Annotated in this window: 16 protein-coding genes and 1 pseudogene; 9 read left to right on the top strand and 8 right to left on the bottom strand. The window is 67.5% G+C overall.

Features of this window, described 5'->3' with window-relative positions:
- Nucleotides 1-51: 51 nt before the first annotated feature.
- Genes ehuB through ACE37J_RS06290 form a run of 6 tightly spaced genes read right to left on the bottom strand, consistent with a single transcriptional unit; the run spans nucleotide 52 to nucleotide 5,410 of the window.
- Nucleotides 52-894: an ectoine/hydroxyectoine ABC transporter substrate-binding protein EhuB gene (gene ehuB, locus ACE37J_RS06315; RefSeq protein ID WP_409708750.1), complete on the bottom strand. Its 843-nt coding sequence runs from the start codon at nucleotides 892-894 to the stop codon at nucleotides 52-54.
- A gap of 40 nt (nucleotides 895-934) precedes the next feature.
- Nucleotides 935-1,594 (bottom strand): ectoine/hydroxyectoine ABC transporter permease subunit EhuD, encoded by a 660-nt coding sequence (ehuD, locus tag ACE37J_RS06310; protein WP_409708747.1) that lies wholly within the window; start codon nucleotides 1,592-1,594, stop codon nucleotides 935-937.
- Complete coding sequence (locus ACE37J_RS06305; RefSeq protein WP_409708744.1) at nucleotides 1,591-2,274, bottom strand: amino acid ABC transporter permease; 684 nt, start codon at nucleotides 2,272-2,274, stop codon at nucleotides 1,591-1,593. The genes ehuD and ACE37J_RS06305 overlap by 4 nt, the downstream gene beginning before the upstream one ends.
- Nucleotides 2,275-2,284: 10 nt before the next feature.
- Nucleotides 2,285-3,118 carry an ectoine/hydroxyectoine ABC transporter ATP-binding protein EhuA gene (ehuA, locus tag ACE37J_RS06300; protein WP_409708741.1) on the bottom strand — a complete coding sequence of 278 codons (834 nt, stop codon included), beginning with the start codon at nucleotides 3,116-3,118 and terminating at the stop codon, nucleotides 2,285-2,287.
- The gene (locus ACE37J_RS06295; RefSeq protein WP_409708738.1) at nucleotides 3,111-4,601 is read right to left on the bottom strand and encodes an amidohydrolase family protein; all 1,491 of its coding nucleotides are present in this window, start codon (nucleotides 4,599-4,601) and stop codon (nucleotides 3,111-3,113) included. The genes ehuA and ACE37J_RS06295 overlap by 8 nt, the downstream gene beginning before the upstream one ends.
- A 35-nt stretch (nucleotides 4,602-4,636) precedes the next feature.
- Nucleotides 4,637-5,410 (bottom strand): aspartate/glutamate racemase family protein, encoded by a 774-nt coding sequence (locus ACE37J_RS06290; RefSeq protein WP_409708735.1) that lies wholly within the window; start codon nucleotides 5,408-5,410, stop codon nucleotides 4,637-4,639.
- Between the two features lie 122 nt (nucleotides 5,411-5,532).
- Between ACE37J_RS06290 and ACE37J_RS06285 the strand changes: the two genes are divergently transcribed.
- Nucleotides 5,533-6,471: a LysR family transcriptional regulator gene (locus ACE37J_RS06285; protein ID WP_409708732.1), complete on the top strand. Its 939-nt coding sequence runs from the start codon at nucleotides 5,533-5,535 to the stop codon at nucleotides 6,469-6,471.
- Here the strand turns inward: ACE37J_RS06285 and ACE37J_RS06280 are convergent.
- The gene (locus ACE37J_RS06280; protein ID WP_409708729.1) at nucleotides 6,455-7,588 is read right to left on the bottom strand and encodes an aromatic ring-hydroxylating oxygenase subunit alpha; all 1,134 of its coding nucleotides are present in this window, start codon (nucleotides 7,586-7,588) and stop codon (nucleotides 6,455-6,457) included. The two genes, ACE37J_RS06285 and ACE37J_RS06280, sit on opposite strands and share 17 nt — an antisense overlap.
- A 300-nt stretch (nucleotides 7,589-7,888) precedes the next feature.
- On the opposite strand from ACE37J_RS06280, the gene ACE37J_RS06275 reads away from it, so the two are divergent.
- Genes ACE37J_RS06275 through ACE37J_RS06265 form a run of 3 tightly spaced genes read left to right on the top strand, consistent with a single transcriptional unit; the run spans nucleotide 7,889 to nucleotide 11,008 of the window.
- Complete coding sequence (locus ACE37J_RS06275; protein WP_409708726.1) at nucleotides 7,889-8,986, top strand: Ldh family oxidoreductase; 1,098 nt, start codon at nucleotides 7,889-7,891, stop codon at nucleotides 8,984-8,986.
- A 4-nt stretch (nucleotides 8,987-8,990) separates the two neighbouring features.
- Nucleotides 8,991-10,301: a hydantoinase/carbamoylase family amidase gene (locus tag ACE37J_RS06270; protein WP_409708723.1), complete on the top strand. Its 1,311-nt coding sequence runs from the start codon at nucleotides 8,991-8,993 to the stop codon at nucleotides 10,299-10,301.
- The gene (locus ACE37J_RS06265) at nucleotides 10,298-11,008 is read left to right on the top strand and encodes an orotate phosphoribosyltransferase (RefSeq protein WP_409708720.1); all 711 of its coding nucleotides are present in this window, start codon (nucleotides 10,298-10,300) and stop codon (nucleotides 11,006-11,008) included. The genes ACE37J_RS06270 and ACE37J_RS06265 overlap by 4 nt, the downstream gene beginning before the upstream one ends.
- A 375-nt stretch (nucleotides 11,009-11,383) precedes the next feature.
- Here ACE37J_RS06265 and ACE37J_RS06260 read toward each other — a convergent pair whose 3' ends face one another.
- Entirely contained in the window at nucleotides 11,384-12,055 is a 672-nt protein-coding gene (locus tag ACE37J_RS06260; protein ID WP_409708717.1) for an FMN-dependent NADH-azoreductase, read from the bottom strand.
- Nucleotides 12,056-12,313: 258 nt separating this feature from the next.
- On the opposite strand from ACE37J_RS06260, the gene ACE37J_RS06255 reads away from it, so the two are divergent.
- From ACE37J_RS06255 to ACE37J_RS06235, 5 genes and pseudogenes are all read left to right on the top strand, one after another.
- On the top strand, nucleotides 12,314-13,204 hold the full coding sequence (locus ACE37J_RS06255; RefSeq protein WP_409708714.1) for a LysR substrate-binding domain-containing protein: 891 nt from the start codon (nucleotides 12,314-12,316) through the stop codon (nucleotides 13,202-13,204).
- A gap of 101 nt (nucleotides 13,205-13,305) precedes the next feature.
- A complete protein-coding gene (locus tag ACE37J_RS06250) occupies nucleotides 13,306-14,373 on the top strand; it encodes a 2-hydroxyacid dehydrogenase (RefSeq protein WP_409708711.1) in 1,068 nt (355 codons plus the stop codon).
- Between the two features lie 142 nt (nucleotides 14,374-14,515).
- Nucleotides 14,516-14,581, top strand: a pseudogene (locus ACE37J_RS06245) (resolvase); the annotation flags it as partial.
- Nucleotides 14,582-14,933: 352 nt separating this feature from the next.
- Nucleotides 14,934-15,071, top strand: coding sequence for a hypothetical protein (locus ACE37J_RS06240; RefSeq protein WP_409709300.1), 138 nt, complete (start codon nucleotides 14,934-14,936; stop codon nucleotides 15,069-15,071).
- A 514-nt stretch (nucleotides 15,072-15,585) separates the two neighbouring features.
- Nucleotides 15,586-20,842: choice-of-anchor I family protein (locus ACE37J_RS06235; protein ID WP_409708708.1), on the top strand; the 5,257-nt coding region annotated here is incomplete at its 3' end.

Below are 20,842 nucleotides of genomic sequence, written 5' to 3'. Positions count from 1 at the left end.
GGCCGCCGTTCTTGCGGCGCCCCGGCCGAAAGGGCCGGGGCCTCTCCTGGCTCAGTTCTCGGCGCCGCAGAGCGTGGTGCGGTCGGTCTTCGCGGTCACGGTCGGATCGAAGCCGTAGGACGTGAGGATCGCGGCGAACTCGCCGCTCGCCTGAAGCTCCGCGAGGCGCGCGTCGAAGAAGTCGCGAAGGTCCGCGTTCCCCTTGGCGAAGGCCGCCGCGGAACACTGGATCGGCTCGCCCGCGAGCCCGGTCAGAAGATCGTACTCGCCCTCGGGCAGCGACTTCATCGCCTCGATCAGCGTCACGTCCGGGAACCCGATGACGTCCACGCGCCCGCTCTTGAGCAGGTCCACCGAGCCAAAGATGTCGGGCGCCACCATGATCCGTTCGGGCGGCACGCCGACTTCCAGAGCCCGCTTTTCCTCGGCCCCCGCGACGGTGGAGAACATGACACCGCTGGCCGCGAGTTCGGCATAGGTCGTGATGCCGTTCGGATTGCCCGCGCGCACGATGAAGGCTTCCGATGCGCAAAGCACGGGCTGCGAGAACAGGACCGCCTCGCAGCGCTCGGGGCGGATGAAGAGGCCGGTGGCGACGGAATCGAACCGCCCGGCCAGAAGGCCCGGGATCAGCGCGCCCCAGTCGACGACGTTGGCCTTGAGGTCCACATCGCCGAGTTCGGAGAAGACCGCGCGCAGCACGTCGGGATCGGCTCCGGTGAGCTTTCCGTCGGGTTCGAGAATGGAGTACGGCGGCTCGAGCGCGACACCCATCTGGATGACGCCGTCTGCCTTGATCTGGTCGAGCTTGCCTTGCGCCGCCGCAGGAAGCGCCACCGTGGCGAGAAGGGTTGCCGCGATCAGGCTGCGGGTGTGGAGGGACGGTCTGGACATGGGAGACTCCTTGGCTGATGTCATCTGAGGGTGGCGTGGATCATTGCGAGGGCGTGACGTAGCGCCGTTCGAGCCCGCGAAGCGCGGCGGCGACGGGCAGGCTTATGGCGAGGTAGAGGAGGCCCACGACCGTCACCGCCTCGAGGTAGCGGTAGGTCTTGTTGCCGATCGACAGCGCGGTCTGCATCGCCTCGGGAACGGCGATCACGGACAGGATCGCGCTCTCCTTGAACATCAGCAGGATGTAGTTGCCGAGCGCGGGGATCATCATCGGCACGGCCTGCGGGAGCACGATCCGCACCCAGATGTCACGCCGCGAATAGCCGAGCGACCGCGCCGCCTCCCATTGCCCCGCGGGCACTGCGTTGATGCCCGACTGGTAGACCGCCGACATGTAGGACCCGGTGTGAAGCCCGAGCGCGAGGATGCCCGCGGCCAGGGGCGACAGGACAACGCCGAGGTCCGGCAAGGCGAAAAAGAGGATGTAGAGATGCACGAGAAGCGGCGTGCGGCGGAGAAGCTCGGTCACCGCTTGCGCCCCCTGGCGCAGCGCGGCCTGCGGGGCGTAGGCGAAGAGCGCAAGCACGAGGCCGAGCAGCAGCGCCAGCACCGTGCCCCCCGCCGTCGCCTGCACCGTGATCAGGAAGCCCTTGAGCAGCAGCGGCAGGATCGACAGGGCGAACTCGTTGCTCCAGCTCATGCGGCCGCCCCGACCGGCGTCTCGGCGCGCCGCGCTGCGCGCCTGTGATGGAGCCGCGCCTCGAGCCGGTTCATCACGGCATAGATCAGCGAGGCGAGCAGGAAGTAGAGCGCGAAGATGACGAGAAGCGTGACGAGCGTGCTCCCCGTCTGAGTCCGCATGATCATCGCATTGCGCGTCAGGTCCGAGACCGTCACGAGCGAAGTGAGCGGCGTCAGCTTGAGAAGGTCGACGAGCAGGTTCGCCGCGGGCCGGATGGCGATGCGGCCCGCCTGCGGCGCAAGCACGTGGACGAAGATGCGGAAGGGCGAATAGCTGAGCGCCCGCGCCGCCTCGGTCTGCCCCTTCGGCACGGCCTCAAGCGCCCCGCGCACCACCTCGGACCCGAAGCTGCCCGAGTTTAGACCGAGCACGATGACCGACGTCACGAAGGGCGAGAGCGTGACCCCCAGCATCGGCAGCGCGTAGAAGCACCAGAAGAGCTGCACGAAACAGGAGGTGCCGCGCAGGAATTCCACCACAGCGCCCACGGGCCAGCGCAGCCAGGCGGGCCCCGCAAAGCGCACCACGCCCGCGAAGATCGCGAATGTCACCGACGCCACCACGGCGCAGGCGTAGATGGCGAGCGTGACTTTCAGCCCTTCGAGGAGGAGAGGCGCGTAGGGAAGGAAGCGCTCCATGCCCTGCCCCTCAGCGCGTGTGCGGCAGGATCTTGCGCAGAAACTGCCGCGTACGGTCCTGCGCAGGGGCGATGAACAGCGTCTCGGGCGTGGCGTCCTCCACGATCTGCCCCGCCTCCATGAAGATCACCCGGTCGGCGAACTCGCGCGCGAAGCCCATCTCGTGCGTGACGAGGAGCATGGTGAGGTCGGTGCGGTTCGACAGTCCGCGCAGGACGCTCAGCACTTCGTCGACCAGTTCGGGGTCGAGCGCCGAGGTGATCTCGTCAAACAGCAGGATGTCGGGGTCCATCGCGAGCGTCCGGGCGATGGCCACGCGCTGCTTCTGCCCGCCCGACAGCTCGTCGGGCCAGGCCCGCGCCTTGTGCGCCAGCCCGACGGAATCGAGAAGCTCCATCGCCCGCGCCTCGGCTTCCGCACGGGAGCGCTTCAGGTTCAGCCGCTGCGGCTGGGCGATGTTCTCGATCACCGACAGATGCGGGAACAGGTTGAAGCTCTGGAACACCATGCCCAGATGCCGCCGCTGTCGCCTCTGGTAGGTCTCGGACGCCGGGATGAGCGCGTCGCCGCGCGCCTCGTGGAACAGCGGCGCGCCGCCGATCCAGACCGACCCGCCCTGGATCGTCTCGAGCGTCATGAGGATGCGAAGGATCGTCGTCTTGCCCGACCCGCTCGGCCCAATGAGCGCGAGGCGCTGGCCCTTCGGCACCGTGAGGCTGAAGTCCTTCAGGACCGTGGCCGCGCCGAAGGACTTCAGGACCGAACGGAACTCGACATAGGCGGCGGCAGCCTTCGGCGTTTCGGCGGTCCCCGGCTCCCATCCCGACACGCGCAGTTCAGTCATGGCGACACCCGCATGCCATGGCGCTGTAGCCAGGCCGCGGAAGGCGGTAGCGATCGATGGGCAGCGGATAACCTTCGGCCCGGCGATAGGCCGCGAGAAGCGGCTCGAGCAGTTCCGCGTTGCGGAGGGTTACATCGCGGATCGCGGGCGCCATGCGCGCGCGCACCTCCTCCGCCGCGTCGCGCAGCGCATCGGAGCGATGTCGTGCGAGTTCACCGTTGCGGACGACGATCCGCCCGTTCACCACGACCGCGCGGATCGCCTGGCCGGTCTCTGCATAGACCACCTGCCGCAGCGCCGAATGGAGCGGCCGATAGGACGGCCCGGAAAGCTCGAGAAGAACCGCGTCTCCCCGGAACCCAGGCCGGAGCGCCCCCACCTCACCTTCGAGTCCCAGCGCCCGCGCGCCCCCCAACGTCGCCGCGTGAAAGGCGCGCCGCGCCGCTCCCGTCTCGCCAGCGTCGGATTGCATTCCCCAGTAGAGTGCGAAGAGCTTCATCGACTGGAAAAGGCTCTGCACGTCGTTGCCGCTGCAGTTGTCGCAGCCAAGCGCCAGTCCGGCGCCGCTGTCGGCATAGCGCCGGACCGGTGCGAAACCATTCAGGAGCTTGAGGTTGCTCGCGGGATTGCAGGCAAGATTCGCGCCCGCAGCGCCGAAGCGGGCGACCTCGTCGTCGTCGATCCAGACGCCATGCGCGATGGTCAGTCGCCGGGACAGAAGCCCGAAGCGGTCGAGCCGCGACACAAGAGACCCCTCCGCCGTCCTGATCCGAGCCATGACGGCCTGATTTCGCGCCTCGTAGAGATGGGTGAAGACCTGAATGTCTTGTTCCCGCGCAAGTCCCGCGACCCAGTCGAGAAGCTCGTCAGAGGCCCGTTGCGGCGCGGATGGCGCAAGCGCCCATGTGATCCTGTCGTCCGGCCGCGTCTCGATCGTCGCCTCAATCAGGGCCCTGAGCGCGCTCACATCGACCGGCTGGCGCAGCCGGGCGCCGACGGCGCCGCCGATTTCGTCCCAGTAGGGCACCGTTTCGGCCGCAACCCGGTCAGCGATCTGCAGGCCGAGCGAAACCCGGATGCCTGCGTCTGCGTATCCCGCCAGCACGGCGTCGACCTGTTCGCCAAGCGCGCCTGTGACCGTCACCATGTCCTGCACGGTGGTGATCCCGTTCACCAAGCAATCCGCCGCGCCCAGAAGCGTCCGCAGCCGCACGTCGGCGGCGCTCGCCGCCGGGTAGTTGCCGGGTCCGCTATACATGCCCCAGACATCGAGGGGCATCTGCTCGAACAGCCCGCGCAGGAGCACGTCGTGCGAATGATAGTGGGCGTTCACCAGGCCCGGGATCACCAGATGCCCCGTCGCGTCGATGGCTGGCGTCCCGGCGTCGACGGAAATGTCGGCGCGCACGTCCGTGATGCGCCCGCCCCGGATCAGCACATCCGCAACCTGCGGACGGTCCACGTCGCCGTCGAGGTCGAGCACTCGCCCGCCCCGGATAAGGAGGTCGCCCGCCGCGTTCATGCAGCGAGCCCGAAGAGCCGCCCCTCGCCGCGCGCAAGTTCCCGCTCGCCCGCATGGCGCAGGCAGTCCCATACGATGGCCTGGTTGCTGGTTACGACCGGGACGCCAAGCGCGTCCTCCAGCGCCGCGATGATCCCGCTGGTGCGCAGCCCTGTGCACGAGATGAAGAGCGCGTCGCTTTCGGGGTGCAGCGCCTGCGCCGCCCCCGCCTTTAGCGCGGCGCCCGACAGACGGTTCATCTGAAGGTCGCCGTCGAGATCGAAGGTCGTGCAGCGGTCGAGCGTGAAACCCGCTGTCTCGAAATGCCCCGCGATCAGGTTGCAGGCGTCCTCGTGATAGGGCGCGAGGATAGACAGCCGCCGAGCGCCAAGGCGTTCGAGACCCTTGGCAGCCGCCTCGAGCGGAGTGACGACCGGCACGCCGGGGCGCCCCGCCGCGATGGCGCGGTGAACGCGTTCGGCCCCGATCGCGACAAGCCCAGACGTGCAGGCGAAGGCCACGGCATGCAGTGGGCTTTCGGGGACGAGAAGCGCCGCCGCGGCCGCGAGGTGGTCCGCCATTTCGGCCAGCGTGGTCGGCGTGCAGACGGGACTCATCGGCACGCGGGTCACGAACAGGTCGCTTCCGGGAAACGGTGCGAGGAAGGCGCCGCAGTCCAGCACGCTCGCGCGGTCCACCGACAGTCCGATCACCCCGATCGAAGCCCGCGCGCCCGGCCCGTCGTCAAAGCCGTGCGCGTCGCCCGGAATGACCCGCCAAGTCCGCGACATCGCTGTTTCCTTTCGCTTGTCAGCGAGTTAGGCGCGGAATTCTGCTTCATTCCAGCTGGACTTTGGCGCACCTTACTTTGGCAGAATCAGAAGTTTGGTGACAAATGGGCCGTCTTGCCGACGTGGACATCCGCCTGCTGCGCGTTTTTCGGGCAGTCGTGGAAGCCGGGGGGCTTTCCGCAGCACAAAGCGTACTGGACACCTCGACCTCGACGATTTCGCTTCACATGACCGAACTGGAAAAGCGGCTCGGCTTCCGCCTGTGCCAGCGCGGCCGGGCGGGATTCGCACTGACCGACCGTGGGTATCTGACCTACCAGCAGGCCAAACGGATGCTGAACACGATGGACGACCACTTCGACAGCATCCTGTCCCTGCGCAAGCGCCTCACCGGAAAGATCCGCCTCGGCATCGTCGATTCGCTCATCACCCATCCCCACAGCCCGCTTACCGAGGCGCTGAGGAAGTTCAACAGGCTCGACAACGAGGTGGAGATGCAGCTGCTTGTCAACGAACGCTCCGAACTCGAGCGCCGGGTGCTTGCCCACGATCTTCACGCAGCGATCAGCCCCTTCGTGCGGCCCGTGGCGGGGCTCGACTTCCACCGGCTCTTCATTGAACGCCACCGGCTGTATTGCGGCCGGGATCATCCGCTTTTCGGGCGCGAGGGCGCGATCTCCCGAACCGCGCTCGCACTGCATCCCTTCGTCCTGCGCAGCCATCTCGGCCGCGCCGACGAGGAGCGGTTTCTTGACATGAACGTGCGCGCGACCGCCAACAACATGGAGGCGATGCTGACACTCGTGCTGACGGGAACCTATATCGGGCTGGTCCCCGACCACCTCGCCCGGCCCTGGGAAGAGGCGGGCGACCTCTGGGCGATTGCGGCGCCGGAACTCGAACAGGTCTCGCACCACGCGCTGGTGCTGCCCCGCTCACTCGACCTGTCCACCGCGGCCGCGACGCTTGTCCCGCTCATTCTCGCCGAGGTGAACGCGGCCGCGCTGACCGAAGAGCCGCCGCTTCCGATGAAGCAGTCAGCGCTCAGGCGTCGACCTTAGACAGGATGTACTGCGCGAATTCGTAGTTCGGCAGTTCGAGGTGGGACAGGTGCCCGGATCCTGCGACGGCGCCCATCAGCCCCTTGAACACCCGCTCCGTGCACCCCTTGTCCTCGGCGTTGACCTCGTCGATCAGGGCCTTGAGCGCGGCAAAATGCATGGGCGCGTCGGGGTCCTCCATGAACTCGGGGGCAAGACCGCCGCCGTAGATCACGTCCACCTCGCCCGGCGCGCGGGGGTAGAGCGACAGGTACCAGAAGTAGCCCGGCGACAGCGAGATGAAGAGGCCGGGATAAACGCTGATGATATAGGTCCGCCGCCGGTCATCCCCCGACAGGCGCGTATTGCTCGGATGGGCGAGGGCGAGGTACTGGTCCTCGCTCTTCAGCGCGCAATGGTAGTTGAAGGTGGCGGTCCCCGGCACGCACTCCACCTCGTCAAGCGATACCTGTGGCCCGATGGTGCCGTTGTGGCAGACCGGCACATGGTAGCTTTCCATGAAGTTCTCCGCCAGCACCTTCCAGTTGGTGTTCCACGTCAGCGTCTCGCGGAAGGACTCGACGTAGTTTTCCATCCCGTAGTGCTTCACGAGCGATCCGAGTTCCGACAACTGCTCGGCCACCGGCGGGGCGTCCGGGTTCACGGTCACCATGATCCAGCCCAGCCACTCCTCGCAACGGAACGCCGGCAGGCGGTAGTCGGCCTTGCAGAAGTCTTCGTTCGCCGCCATCCCCGGCGCCCCGCGCAAGCTGCCGTCGAGGTTGTAGGACCACGCATGATAGGGGCAACTGATGGCGCGGATGTGGCCCTGACCTTCAAGCAGCGTGGACATGCGGTGCAGACACACGTTCGAAAGCGCGCGCAGGCCGCCCTCGCGATCACGGAGCACAATGATCGGGTAGCCTGCAATCTCCATCGTGAGGTAGTCGCCAGGAGCCGCGAGCGCAGACGCTCGTCCCGCGCAGAGCCATTCGCGCGCGAAGATCCGCTCGATCTCGAGCGCCATGAACTCGGGCGAGGTATAGACGCTGCGCGGCATCGCGCGGGCGCGCCGGAACGGAACGGCGACATTCGCCCGGAGGTCGTCCAGCGCTTCGATGCGGTCGAATCTGGTCATCTCGAATCCCTCCGTTTCGCGAGGCGCAAACGGCACTCCTGCAGGGTCTATTTGGAAGGGCCGGCAAGCAGGGAACATGTGTAATGGTGAGCCCCTCACTTTGACAGGCGTCAAACATCCCGGCGGGTCCGGAGGCTGCATTCGCCGTCGCCGCTCCTCTCCACAGGTTTGCACGGGCCGTCTGCGATCCGCCGCGCCGAAACTTTGGTTTCGATCAAACTTCCCACGACTTCATTAATGATTTTTCCGTGGCTGCGCCCGCTCAATTCTTGACGATGACAATCCTTGCCGGAGCGGACCATGCGCATCCCCGCGCCCACCCTTCACGCGCTTTACGACGGGCTCGCCCGCGCCCACGGCGCCGCCGATGACGAGGCGCGCCTCTTTGCGGACAGCCTGCTCGACGCCGACCTGCGCGCCCACCAGACGCAGGGCTTGGGTCTCGTGGGCTACATGGACGAACTCTTCGGCGCAGGCGTCGCCCGCTTCGGCGCGCCCTTCGCCATCATCGAGGACAGCCCCGGCACGGCGGTCGTCGACGGCAATGGCGGCTCCGGCCACGTGATCTCCGCCCGCGCGATGGACCTCGCGATCAGCAAGGCCCGCGATACCGGAATCGGCATGGTCACCACGCGCAACTCGGGCGATTGCGGAATGGTGGCGAGCTTCGCGCTCCGCGCCGTGCCGCACGACATGATCGGCATCGCGATGAGCACCGGCCCGCTTCTCGTCGCGCCCTGGGGCGGGACGGAGGTGCAGTTCTGCACGAACCCGTTCTCGGTCGCCGTCCCGGCCGGGGCGGCGGACCCCATCGTGATAGACATGGCGACCAGCGCCTATTCCATGGGAAACGTCGTCCTCGCCGCACGCGACGGGTGCAGGCTCGACGGCGCGTGGCTCGTCGATACGGCCGGGCGCTACACCGACCAGCCGCGCGACGTCATCCTGAACCCGATGGATCGCGAAAGCCCCATGAAGGGGGCGCTCCTGCCCGCAGGCCCGAAGGGCTTCGGGATGCTGCTGATCGTGGAGATGCTGGCCGCCCTTCTCAGCGGCGAGCGCAGTTGGGGGGCGACGCCGCAGACCGAGGCGCCGAAGGTGGCCGATACACGCGACCGCGCAGCCTACTATTCACAGACCTTCATCGCGATCTCGATCGCCCATTTCCAGGAGCCCGCCGCCTTCCATGCCGCCGCCGAACGGATGGTGGCGACGCTCACCTCCTCTCCCCCCGCGCAGGGCTTCAGGGCCGTGCGGATGCCGGGCGGCGGCGCGCAGGCCCGCAAGGCGGCTTGGCTTGCAGAGGGCGTCGAGGTCCGGGACGAGGAATGGGAAATGGCGATTTCGCTCGCGCGCCGTCTCGGCTTCGCGGACGCCCTGCCGCCGGTCGTCTCCTGACCTCATGCCCGCACGCACCCTTCTCGCCAGCGCGCGCGGCGACGTCCTCGGCGGGGAGGGGCGCGCCCTTGCGCTGGAAATCTTCGATCATGTCAGGGCGCTCTCGCCCGACGTGCGCGGCGTCTCGCGTCCCGCATGGTCGCCGGTGGAAACGGCGGTTCTAGACTACCTCGGAATGGTCGCCCGCCGACACGGCCTCTGCACCCGGCTCGATGCGGCCGGCGGGCTCATCATGTCCCGCGCGGACGATACAGACCACCACGCGCGTCATGGCCTTGTCGGCAGCCACGTGGATTCCGTTCCCCAGGGAGGCAATTTTGACGGCCTCGCGGGCACGGTCGCGGCGATGCTGGCGTTGATCTCACTCGACCGCGATGGGGTTGAGACCGTTCTGCCCGTCCGCGCGATCGCCATGCGCGGCGAGGAAAGCGCGATCTTCGGCCATGCCTATACCGGCTCGCTCGCGATGTTCGGCCGCCTCGTTCCCGGCGCCCTCGCCGCGCGCAGCGTCCTCGACGGCGTTCCGCTCGCCGATGCCATGTCGTCCTGCGGCGTCGACACGTCCCGCGTCGCACGCGGCGAACCGCTGGCGGATGCGTCCCACATGGCCTTCTTCCTCGAACTTCACATCGAGCAGGGTCCCCTGCTGCTTGCGCGCGGCTGGCCCGTCGCCACCGTCACCGGCATCCGCGGCAACGTCCGCCACCGCGAGATCCGCTGCCTGGGCGAAGCAGGACATTCCGGCGCCGTCCCTCGCTGGCTCCGCCGCGATGCGGTGATGGCGACGGCGGACCTGCTCATACGGATGGATGACCACTGGTCCGAGATCGAACAGCAGGGCGGCGACCTCGTGCTGACCGCCGGCGTCATCCACACCGATGCGTCCCACAACGCGATGTCGCGCATCCCGGGAGAGACCACCTTCAGCTTCGAGGCTCGCAGCCAGAACGCGGCGACCATCAAGGCCGTCGAGGGCCTGCTTCACGCCGAGTGCGCCGATATCGCGCGGGACCGCGGCGTGCGTTTCGTCTTTGACGCGCCGGTTCACTCCCCCGGGGCGATGCTCGACGCGGAGGTGACGGCGGCCCTCGCCGCCGCCTGCGCGGCCGAGGACATGCCGACCGAGACGGTTCCGAGCGGCGCAGGCCATGACGCGGCGATCTTCCAGCTTGCCGGCGTTCCTTCGGGAATGCTCTTCGTGCGGAACGAGAACGGCTCCCACAACCCGGACGAGGACATGGACATAGACGACATGCTCATCGGCGCCCGCGTGCTTCGCCGCGCGGCCGAGGCGCTGGCCGGGACGTCCGGATGACCGACTTTCCGGACCGCGCCACGATCGCCGACCTGACTGCGCGCATGCTGCTCGAGGTTGGTGCAGTCCAGGTCCGCACCGACACGCCCTTCCGCTTCACGTCCGGCTGGGCGAGCCCGGTCTACATCGACTGCCGCAAGCTCATCTCCTACCCCCGCATGCGGATGACGCTTATGGAGTTTGCAGCCTCCGTCATCCTGCGAGAGATCGGCTTCGAGCAGCTCGACGCGGTCGCCGGAGGCGAGACGGCGGGCATCCCTTTCGCGGCCTGGCTCGCTGACCGGCTGATGCTGCCGCTGCAATACGTGCGCAAGAAGCCCCGTGGCCTTGGCCGCGACGCGCAGATCGAAGGCGAATACGCCCCGGGCGCACGTGTTCTACTCGTGGAAGACCTCACGACCGATGGCCGCAGCAAGGTGCGGTTCTGCGAGGCGATGCGGAAAGGCGGCTTGATCGTGGAGAACGCGTTCGTCGTCTTCAACTACGGCATCTTCCCACAGACGGATGCAATGCTGAAGGAGAACGGGATCCGCATCCATTCGCTCGCGACCTGGGCCGACATCCTGCGCATCGCGACGGCAAAGGGCCACTTTCCGCCCCGTGACCGGGTCGCCGTTGAGGCCTTCCTGGCCAACCCGATGGGCTGGTCTGCGGCCCATGGCGGCGTGGGGACGTTCCCGGAATTGGGAGCGTCGCGGGCAATATAGTTCGGGCCCTGCCGCTGAGAGCCGGCCTCCTTGGCCTTCATTGTCGTGCAGACGCTCCGAATGGCCGAGACAAAGGGGGCGGCCCAGCCAGGGCGGCGGCCCCGAACGTCGCTCGCTTCGTGACGCCGCCAAGTCCGGTATCGCGGTTCAGACGTTCGCTGCGCAGTGAACGAGCGTCGGCCCTGTGCCGTGAGCAACGCAAACCTGTTGCAGGAACTACCGGTGCTTCTACTCGACCAGGAGCGCCGGCCATCTGAGCCTTCACGCGACGTCGAAAGCGACGCAGCGGGCAGTCTATGACGCGCCGCGCCTCGAAGAACCCTTGCCGACACATCGATACACGAGCCGAGCGGCCATGGTGATCTGCCTGCTTTCTCACTCTCCGGCGCGCAAGTTAGTCATGTCGCGCCGGGTCAGGCGATCGACCAGGCCGGGAACCGCGTCGTGAGCCGCCTTGACCGAGGCCTCGTGCCGATCATCGCGGAACTCCTGGTACTCGATCGCCAGGTGGTGTGTGTCGCTGACGCCCAGATAGTGGGCGACCGTCCGGATATGCGGGTCGAGATGATTCCAACCCTCGCGGACGCCTCCGGGGGCAAAGCCGAACTCGCCGCTGGCCGTCAGCAGCACCAGCGTCTTGTCTCCCATCACCGGCTCGAGCGGCCAGTCTCCTCGGTCGAGATCGAAGGTGAAGGTCCGGTCTATCCGCACGATCTGGTCGATCCATGCCTTGAGCGCCGCCGGCATGCCATAGTTATGCATCGGCGCCGCCATCAGGATCACATCCGCCGCCGCCAGCTCGTCGATCAAAGTGTCAGATAGCGCGAGCAGCGCGCGTTGCGCCCCGTCCCGCTCCGCCTCGGGCGTGAAGGCCGCGGCGATCCATGCCTCGCTCACTGCCGGCGGCGGTTCGAGACCGACGTCGCGGGCGATCACCCGGTCGCCGGGGCGCGCCGTCAGCCATGTTTCGATGAAGCGGTCTGCCAGTCGCCGGGTGAGCGAACGCTCCCGCCGCGGGCTGGCGTCGATCCGCAGAATGGTCGTCATTGGACTTCTCCCTCTCAGGCCGCGGCGCGCAGGCTGGCGGCGGTGACTGCCAGAGCGCGTCTGGAATGGTTGCTCATGGATGCGCTCTCTTCTTCCGTCAGTTTCCTTTCCGTGCCGGGCTTGCTCCCGCCACGAGGCTGGCTACCAGACCAAACGGTTCCATCGCCGAGCCTTGCTGGAAGAGATGGAAAAGGACGGGTCACGAGACAAAGGAGAAATTCTGACTGACAGATGAAGAGGATTGATCCATGTTGAGTCATGTTCGCGCGCATACCCTCGCCCGCCGCCCTTCGAACCTTCGAGGCCGCCGCGCGTCTCGGCAGCTTCAAGGAAGCCGCTGCGGAGCTTGGCGTGACCCCGACCGCGGTCTCGCATCAAATCCGCGCGCTCGAAGACATGCTGGACACGCCGCTCTTCGTGCGCCGCACGCGCGCAGTCGACCTGACGGAGGCTGGCGCCCGGCTCTCGCCCGCGGTGCATGAGGGCCTCCTCGCGATGCGAACGGCGCTGGAGGAGGTCGTTGAGGCCGAGCAGAGCCTTACGATCACGACCACCGCAGCGTTCGCCGCCCTCCGTCTCATGCCGCGCCTGCCTGCCTTCCAGGCGATGTGGCCCGGACTGCGTGTGCGCGTCGAGACCGGCGCAGATCTAGTGGATCTGCGACGCGACCGACGGGTCGACGTGGCGATCCGCTATTCCGCGGAAGCGCCACAGGGCGACCATGTCGTGCCTCTGATCACCGAGCGTTTCGGCGCCTACGCCGCGCCGGACCGGTTCGAAGGGGGGCCGCAGGGCGCCGACACGCTGATCGAGACCGGCTGGCAGCGGCCGGTGCTGGCCAATGTCACGTGGGGCGCCTGGTTTGCGGCGAGTGGCGACGCGCCGCGGCAGGGCGTAAGGCTTCTGCGCTACGAAGAGGAGCTCTTTGTCTTGCAGGCGGCCATCGCGGGACACGGCGTCGCGCTGATGAGCAGCGCGTTGGTAGGCGACGCGCTTGAGCGCGGGTTGCTAGTCCAGCTTCGTCCCGACGTGATCCTGCCTGGCGCCGCAGGGACCTACACGGCGATCTGCGCGCCAGGTCGGCGGCGCGAACGCAAGATCGTCCGGTTCATGGACTGGGCGCAGAGCACGTTCCGGGACGAGAGCTGATTCATCTTGGTCGCGACAGGGTTGCCGGAGCGGCTTCATAGTGCAATCGTATACGCCGTCCGTTTCGTTCGCATCATTTCGGCGGCACAGCCAGCCCGCCATTGCCGGCGGCTCGCCTGCATGGGCAGCTGTTTGATGAGCCCGCGCACCGTCACCCATACGCAGGATCAGAAATGCCCACCGTACTCGTCCAGGGACGGATCGCCGCCCCTAAAGCCGATCTGATGCGCCGATACGCTCCCGAGGGCTGGAAGGTTCGCGTGTGGAATCCGGATACGGATGAAGTCGCTGTCTTTGCGCCGCTCGCGCAAGAGGCCGACGTCATCGTCGGCGGAGCGATCCCGGTCCCGTGGCCGGCGACGCCGAAGCTGAGACTGTTTCAGATTCCCTGGGCCGGTTACGACTTCACGTCGCCCGAAAGGATGCCCGCCGGCGTGCCCGTCGCCAACACCTTCGAACATGAAACCGCCATCGCGGAATACGTGCTCGCCGGGATGCTCGAATGGGTGATCGGGCTGCGGCGGCTCGACGAAGAGTTCCGGAGTTCGGGCTGGGGCGGCCATGCAACCGGGCGCGCGCCCTCGCATGGCGAGCTTCGCGGGCGAACGCTCGGCATCGTCGGATACGGCCATATAGGGCGCGAGACCGCGCATCGCGCCAAGGCGTTCGGCATGCGCTGCGTGGGCGTGCGCCGAAGCGCGGCTCCGCGCCCGCCGGAGCTGGACTGGCTCGGCCAGAACGACCGGCTCGACGAGCTGCTGGCGGAGGCGGATTTCGTCCTGATTGCCTGCGACATGAACGAGGAGACGATCGGACTGATCAACGCGGAGCGCCTCGCGCTGATGAAGCCGACCGGCGTTCTGATCAACGTGGCGCGCGGGCGGATCGTGGACGAGGATGCGCTTTGGTCGGCGCTCTCCGAGCGGCGGATCGGCGGCGCGGTCCTGGACGTCTGGTACGCCTACCCGCAGCCTGGCGGCGAAGACGTGTGGCCCTCCAAGCGCCCGTTTCAGGATTTGGACAACGTCATTCTCTCCGGCCACCGCAGCGCATCGACCGAGGAGATGCACCAGCGACGCTGGCGGTTCGTGGCCGAAAACTGCGCGCGGATCGGGCGCGGGGAGGCGCCGCGTAACGTGGTCTTCCTGGGCTCCGGACAAGGCGGCTGACGATCGGCGGCCGCAGGGAACCGAGAGAAAGGGCTGGGAGCAGCCATTCGCAGCGAGGCCATCGTCCACAATCACAGCGGGGACTGGCTGAGGCTTCGCCTCGAGGAGATCGAACGGCGCATGGTAGTCCACTGCCTGCGACATGCCGGCGGCGAACGATCTCAGTGTAGGGATCATGGCGCTCGTCGCCGAGGCCGAGCGCGACCTCATCTCCCGGCGCACCCGCGAGGCGCTGGCAGTCGCCAAGGCCCGTGGCGTTAAGCTCGGGAACCCGGACGGAGCCGCAGCCCTTCACCCCGCCGGCAAGGGCGGAACGCTCCTCCGCATGGCCGTCTCCCGCAACGCCGGCGCCTTCGTGCGGGATCTCGCGCCGGTGCTGACCGAGATCGGGGCTGCGGGCGCCACCACCCTCCGGGGGATCGTTGCGGAGGGGCGTGCTGACGCGGCGCGGCGGGGCCCGGGGCGTCTCCAACTTCCGGAACTTGATCGAAAGGTTGGAGGGGGCGAGCGGCAGCTCCGACGCGCCTTGCCAATGGCGCGGCTCACGCCGAAGTCCTCCGATGGTCCGTTCAGAAGCTTTCGCCCCGCGCTGGCTCGAAGCGGGAGCGTCGGCGATCGTCATTCGCATGACCAAGGGCTGGCGACACATCCGGATCGACGATCACGGCACGGTGACGATACCGGGCCCCGTTTCGTAAGCGGCGCGCGACTGGCTGCAGGAGAATTTGGGCGAGCCCCGAGAGGGCGGCGTGTGGCGGTGCGAACTCGCATGGCGCAGGACATCCTTCAGGCGGCGGCGCGGTCGCTGCTGGCCATAAACTGAGAGCCGCCGCCCGGCGCACCATACGGCGGCGAGGGCGCGGAGCCATGCGCGCCCGGTGCGGCTCGGCGCAGACATGGCTTGTCGCCTCGCTCCGCACTGTCGCCATCGGCGGAGTGAGCAAGCCTGAGGCGACAAGAGACCGGGCGTTCGGGCACGGGCGTGGCCTGAAGATGGCTCGTGCCCGTTTTGTGCGCGCCGAGATGAAGGGCGAAGGTCGCCGTCGGGCGGTTCACAGCGCGAGCCTGGCCATGCCGCAGGGGAGGGGAAGCCTTCGCGCGCCGTCACGAAAGCGTCACGTCATGGTGAACCAATAGTTAAGGAGCGCGGCGAATTTGCCGACCGTCTCGGGCTGTGTCGCCCGACTTGATTCCAACGTACGGGGCCCCTCCATGAACGCCTTCATCAACGAGTTTCACTACGACAATGACGGCGCGGACGCCGGCGAGTTCATCGAGGTCGCGGGCCCGGCGGGGACGGACCTGACGGGCTGGAGCATCGTGCTCTACAACGGCTCGAATGGATCAGCCTACGACACATTCATGCTTTCGGGCGAGATCCCGAACCTGTCCAACGGCTTCGGCGCGCTCGCCTTTCCGCGCGCGGCCATCCAGAACGGCGCGCCGGACGGCTTCGCGCTGGTCGACGACGCGGGAGCGGTGATCGAGTTCCTCTCCTATGAAGGCGCGTTCACGGCGGTCGGCGGCCCGGCGGACGGGATGACCTCCACCGATGTCGGCGTCTCCGAAGCCTCCAATTCGCCCGTCGGCTTCTCGCTCCAGCGGGCGGGGACGGGAACCGAGGCGGCGGACTTCACCTTCCAGCCGAGCCAGGCCGAGACCCCGGGCGCAGTGAACACGGGCCAGACCTTTGCGGCGCCGGGGACCTTCGACCTTCAGATCACGGAAATCTGGCCGGGCAACGAGCCGGGCGCGAACCTGACCGAGGACTGGTTCGAGGTGACGAATTTCGGCACGGTCGCCTGGACCATCGCGGACGGCGCGCTCTTCTTCGACGACGAGAGCGCGGCGCCGGGCGACGCCGACATGCTGATGGGCGTGACCGAGATCGCGCCGGGCGAGAGCGTCGTATTCGTGGACGACGCGAGCGCGGACGAATTCCGCGCAATCTGGGGCGCGGTGATCGAGCTTGGCCAGGTCGGGACCTATGCCGGCGCCGGGCTCGGGCAGGGCGGCGACGCGGTCGCGCTCTTCCTTGATGACGAAGGCGACGGGGTGGATGCGGGTGACCTGATCGACCTCGAAGCTTATCCGGACGCCGAGGGAGATGGCGGCCAGAGTTACGAGGTCGGCCCGGGCGACTTCTCTTCCGACGCGGACAATTTCGGCGAAGCGGATACGGACGGCGTTGCGACGACGAACGCCCGAAATGACGAAAACCAGCCGGCGATCGGCTCGCCGACGGACGGGGTCGTCTTTACGCAGCAAGTCGCCGTCTCCGCCTTCACCCTCGAAATTCTCCATGTGACGGACCAGGAGGCCTCCTCCGGCGCCGTATTCGACGCGCCGCGGCTCTCCGCCGTGATGAACGCGCTCGAGGCGCAGGACCTCGGGAATGACGGGATCGCGGACAACACGCTCCGCCTCTCATCGGGCGACGCGATCCTGCCCGGCCTCTTCTTCCAGGCCTCCGCGGCGGTGTTCGGCGTCGCCGGCCTCGCGGACATGATCATCCAGAACGAACTCGGATTCGACGCCATCGCATTCGGCAACCACGAATTCGATTTCGGCTCGGGTTTCATCGCCGACCTGATCGACGGGACCTTCGACCTCGACGGAAACCCTGCGACGCCGGAGACGCCGGCGAGTTACAGCTTCGAGGGCGTGCCGGACTTCATGGGGACGGACTTCCCCTATCTCTCCTCCAATCTCGACTTCTCGACCGAGCCGAGCCTCGCGCCGCTCGAAGTTCCGGGCGGCGGCGCGCCGATGCCGAACACCGTCACCTCCTCCGTCGTGTTCGAAATGAGCGGCGAGCTGGTCGGCGTCGTCGGCGCCACGACGCCGACCATCGACTTCATTTCCAGCCCCGGCCTCCTCGGCGTGCTTCCGGAGGATTTCGACTCTGCGCCGACGCCGGAGCAGATCGACGCGCTCGCGGCGATCATCCAGGCGGAGGTGGACTCTCTGCTCGCCGCCAACCCGACGATGAACAAGGTGATCCTGCTCGCCCACATGCAGCAGATATCAATCGAGCAGGAGCTGGCCAAGCGCCTTACGGACGTCGACATCATCGTCGCGGGGGGCTCCAACACCCGCCTCCTCGACGAGACGGACCGGCTGCGCGACGGCGACACGGCGCAGGGCGTCTATCCGCTTGTGGAGACGAACGCCGGCGGCACGCAGACGCTGATCGTGAACACCGACGGCTCCTACAAGTATATCGGCCGCCTCGTCATCGACTTCGACGCCGAGGGCAACATCATCGCGGAGAGCTATGACGCGGAGATATCCGGCGCCTATGCGACGGACGATGCGGGCGTGGCGGCGCTGGGCGCCGAAGGGCTCATCGACCCGGAAATCCAGGCGGTGGCGGACCTGATCGGAGCGCAGATCGAGTTGACCGAGGGCAACGTCTTCGGCGTCTCCGACGTCTATCTCGCCGGCCTCCGCCCCGAGGTGCGGCAGCAAGAGACCAATCTCGGCAACCTCACCGCCGACGCCAACCTCTTCGAGGCGAAGAAGGCGGACGCCTCCGTGCTCGTCTCCATCAAGAACGGCGGCGGCATCCGGGACGATATCGGGCAGATCATCGTTCCTGCCGGAGGGACGGAGGCCGTGCGCATCCCGAACGAGGAAATCCTCGACGGCGAGGGGAACGTGATCAAGCCGGAAGGCGGGATCAGCCAGAACGACATCATCGGCGCGCTCCGCTTCAACAACTCCCTCACCATAGTGACGCTGACGGGAGAAGAGCTGCGCGCGGTGCTGGAGCACGGCGTCGCGGCCTCGACCTATGACGAGAACGGCGGCGTGAACCAGCAGGGCCGCTTCCCGCAGGTGGCGGGCGTCTCCTTCTCCTTCGATCCGGACCTTCCGGGCGGCGCCCGCATCGTCAACGCCGCGATCCTCGGCGATGACGGCGAAGTGCTGATCGAACTGGTGCGGGACGGCGAGACCGTCTCCCCCGACACGCCGATCCGCGTGGTGACGCTCGGTTTCCTCGCGGATGGCGGCGACGGCTATCCGTTCCCCGAGGGCGGCGGCGCGGACCGCGTGAACCTCGCCGAGGCCGGCGTGCGGAGCGGCGAGGCGACCTTCGCGGATGACGGCACCGAGCAGGACGCCTTCGCCGAATTCCTCCTCGCGAATTTCCTCAATACGCCCTTCGCCGAGGCGGACACGCCGCTCTCCGAAGACACGCGAATCCAGAACCTCAACTTCCGCGCCGACGCGGTGTTCGGGGAGGTGATCGAGGGGCCGCAGATCGTCATCTCCGAGATCATGTACAACCCGGCCTCCGCCGAGGACGATTGGGAGTGGATCGAGATCGTCAATGTCGGCTCCGAAGCCATCGACACGTCCGGCTGGGTTCTCGATGACGGCAACAACGCGTTCCACAGCGCGGCGAATGTTGGCGGCGGCCTGATCGAGGCGGGCGCCTCCGCCGTGCTCTACAACGCGGACGACGTGACGGCGGAAGAGTTCCTCGCGGCCTGGGGGCCGGGGCTCAACCTCATCGCCGTGACCAACTGGTCCGCGCTGGCGCTCAACAATGGCGGCGATATCGTCGGCCTCTGGTCGAGCTTCGCGGAATATCAGGGCGACGAGACGACCTTCGCAAATGTCATCGACGTGGTGGACTACAACCCGATCGGCAATCTCGACGACGGTAACGGCTCGATCTTCCTGACCGACCTCGCCGCTGACAACAACGACACCGCGAACTGGGCGCTCTCCACAATCGGCGGCGAGACGCCGGTCGGGACCGGGCGGGTCTCCGAGGCCGAGGCGGGCAATTCGGGCGCGGATGTGGGCTCGCCGGGGGGCGACCCGGCCGTCACGCCGGATGGCGCGCCGGACCCGCTTAACGAGCTCTCCATCGCCCTCGCCGGCACGATCACGCTCGGCGGGGCCGAGATCGTGGACTTCGACGCGGCGACGGGCCGGGCCTTCGTCACCTCGGGCGGGGGGCTGATCGTGGTGGACGCCTCCGACCTTTCGAACCTCACGGTCGAGACGACGCTGGCGGCGACCGATTTCGGCTTCGCGACGGACGACGTGACGTCGGTCTCCGTCCGGAACGGGATCGTCGCTGTGGCGCTGCCGGCGGCGGTCGTCACCGATAACGGGCAGGTGCTCTTCTTCTCCGCCGAGACGCTGGAGCTGCTCGGTTCGGTCGATGTCGGCCCGCTTCCCGATGCGGTGAAGTTCAACGCGGCGGGCACGCATCTCGTCGTCTCGAACGAGGGCCAGTCGGCGGGCTCCGACAACGAGCCGGACGCGCTGCCGAACCCGGAGGGCTCTGTCTCCATCGTCGCGCTGAACCTTGAGGACCTTTCGGCCTCGACCGTCACGACGCTCGGCTTCACCGACGCTTCGATCACGGCGGAGGCGCTGGAGGCGAAGGGCGTGCGGATCAATCCGAGCGCCCCCTCCGTCGCCGCCGATATCGAGCCGGAATTCGCGACCATCGTCGGGAACACGGCCTATATCGCGCTGCAGGAGAACAACGCGGTGGCCGTGATCGAGGACATCACGAACCCGACCGCCTTCACCATCGACTCGATCCTGCCGCTGGGACTGAAGGACCATTCGGTCGTCAACCAGGGCCTCGACGCCTCCAACCAGGATAGCGCGATCAACATCGCCAATTACGACATCTTCGGCATCTTCCAGCCGGACGGGATGGACAGCTACGAGGTCGGCGGCGTCCGCTACTTCCTCACCGCGAACGAGGGCGACACCCGCGGCGTGGACGAGGCGCGGGGCGCGCAGCTGGTGGACGGCAACCTCGCCAACGGCGAGGTGGACCCGGATATCGGGGCCGAACTCCTCGCCCAGCTCGCAGACAACACGCAGCTCGGCCGGCTCCTCTTCTCGACTGTGGACGGGGATACGGACGGCGACGGCGACATCGACGTGCTGCACAGCTTCGGCGCCCGCTCCTTCTCGATCTTCGACGAGAACGGAACCCTCGTCTTCGACTCGGGCGACGATTTCGAGCAGATCACGGCGGTTCAGGTTCCCGGCAATTTCAACGGCAACCAGAACGCCTCCTCCTTCGACAGCCGCTCCGACGACAAGGGGCCGGAGCCGGAGGCGGTCGTCCTCGGGGAGATCGACGGCAAGACCTACGCCTTCATCGGGCTGGAGCGGGTCGGCGGCGTCATGGTCTATGACGTGACGAACCCGGCGGCGCCGGTCTTCGAGCAGTATCTCCAGACGCCGGGCGATTTCGGGCCGGAGGGGCTGCGGTTCATCACGGCGGAAGAGAGCCCGACGGGCAATCCGCTGCTCGCCATCTCCTCCGAGGTCTCCAATACGCTCAGCTTCTACGAGATCGACCTCGAAGAGGCGGAGATCACGCTCATCAGCGCGATCCAGGGCTCGTCCGCCGGGGTCACCCAGGTGGGCGTGGACGACCGTGCGGCGCTTGAGGGCCAGATCGTCATCATCGAGGCGATCG

Origin of the sequence: Pikeienuella sp. (genome assembly GCF_046290545.1) — a bacterium.
Taxonomy (GTDB): domain Bacteria; phylum Pseudomonadota; class Alphaproteobacteria; order Rhodobacterales; family Rhodobacteraceae; genus Pikeienuella.
This window is presented reverse-complemented; position numbering and strand designations above follow the sequence as displayed.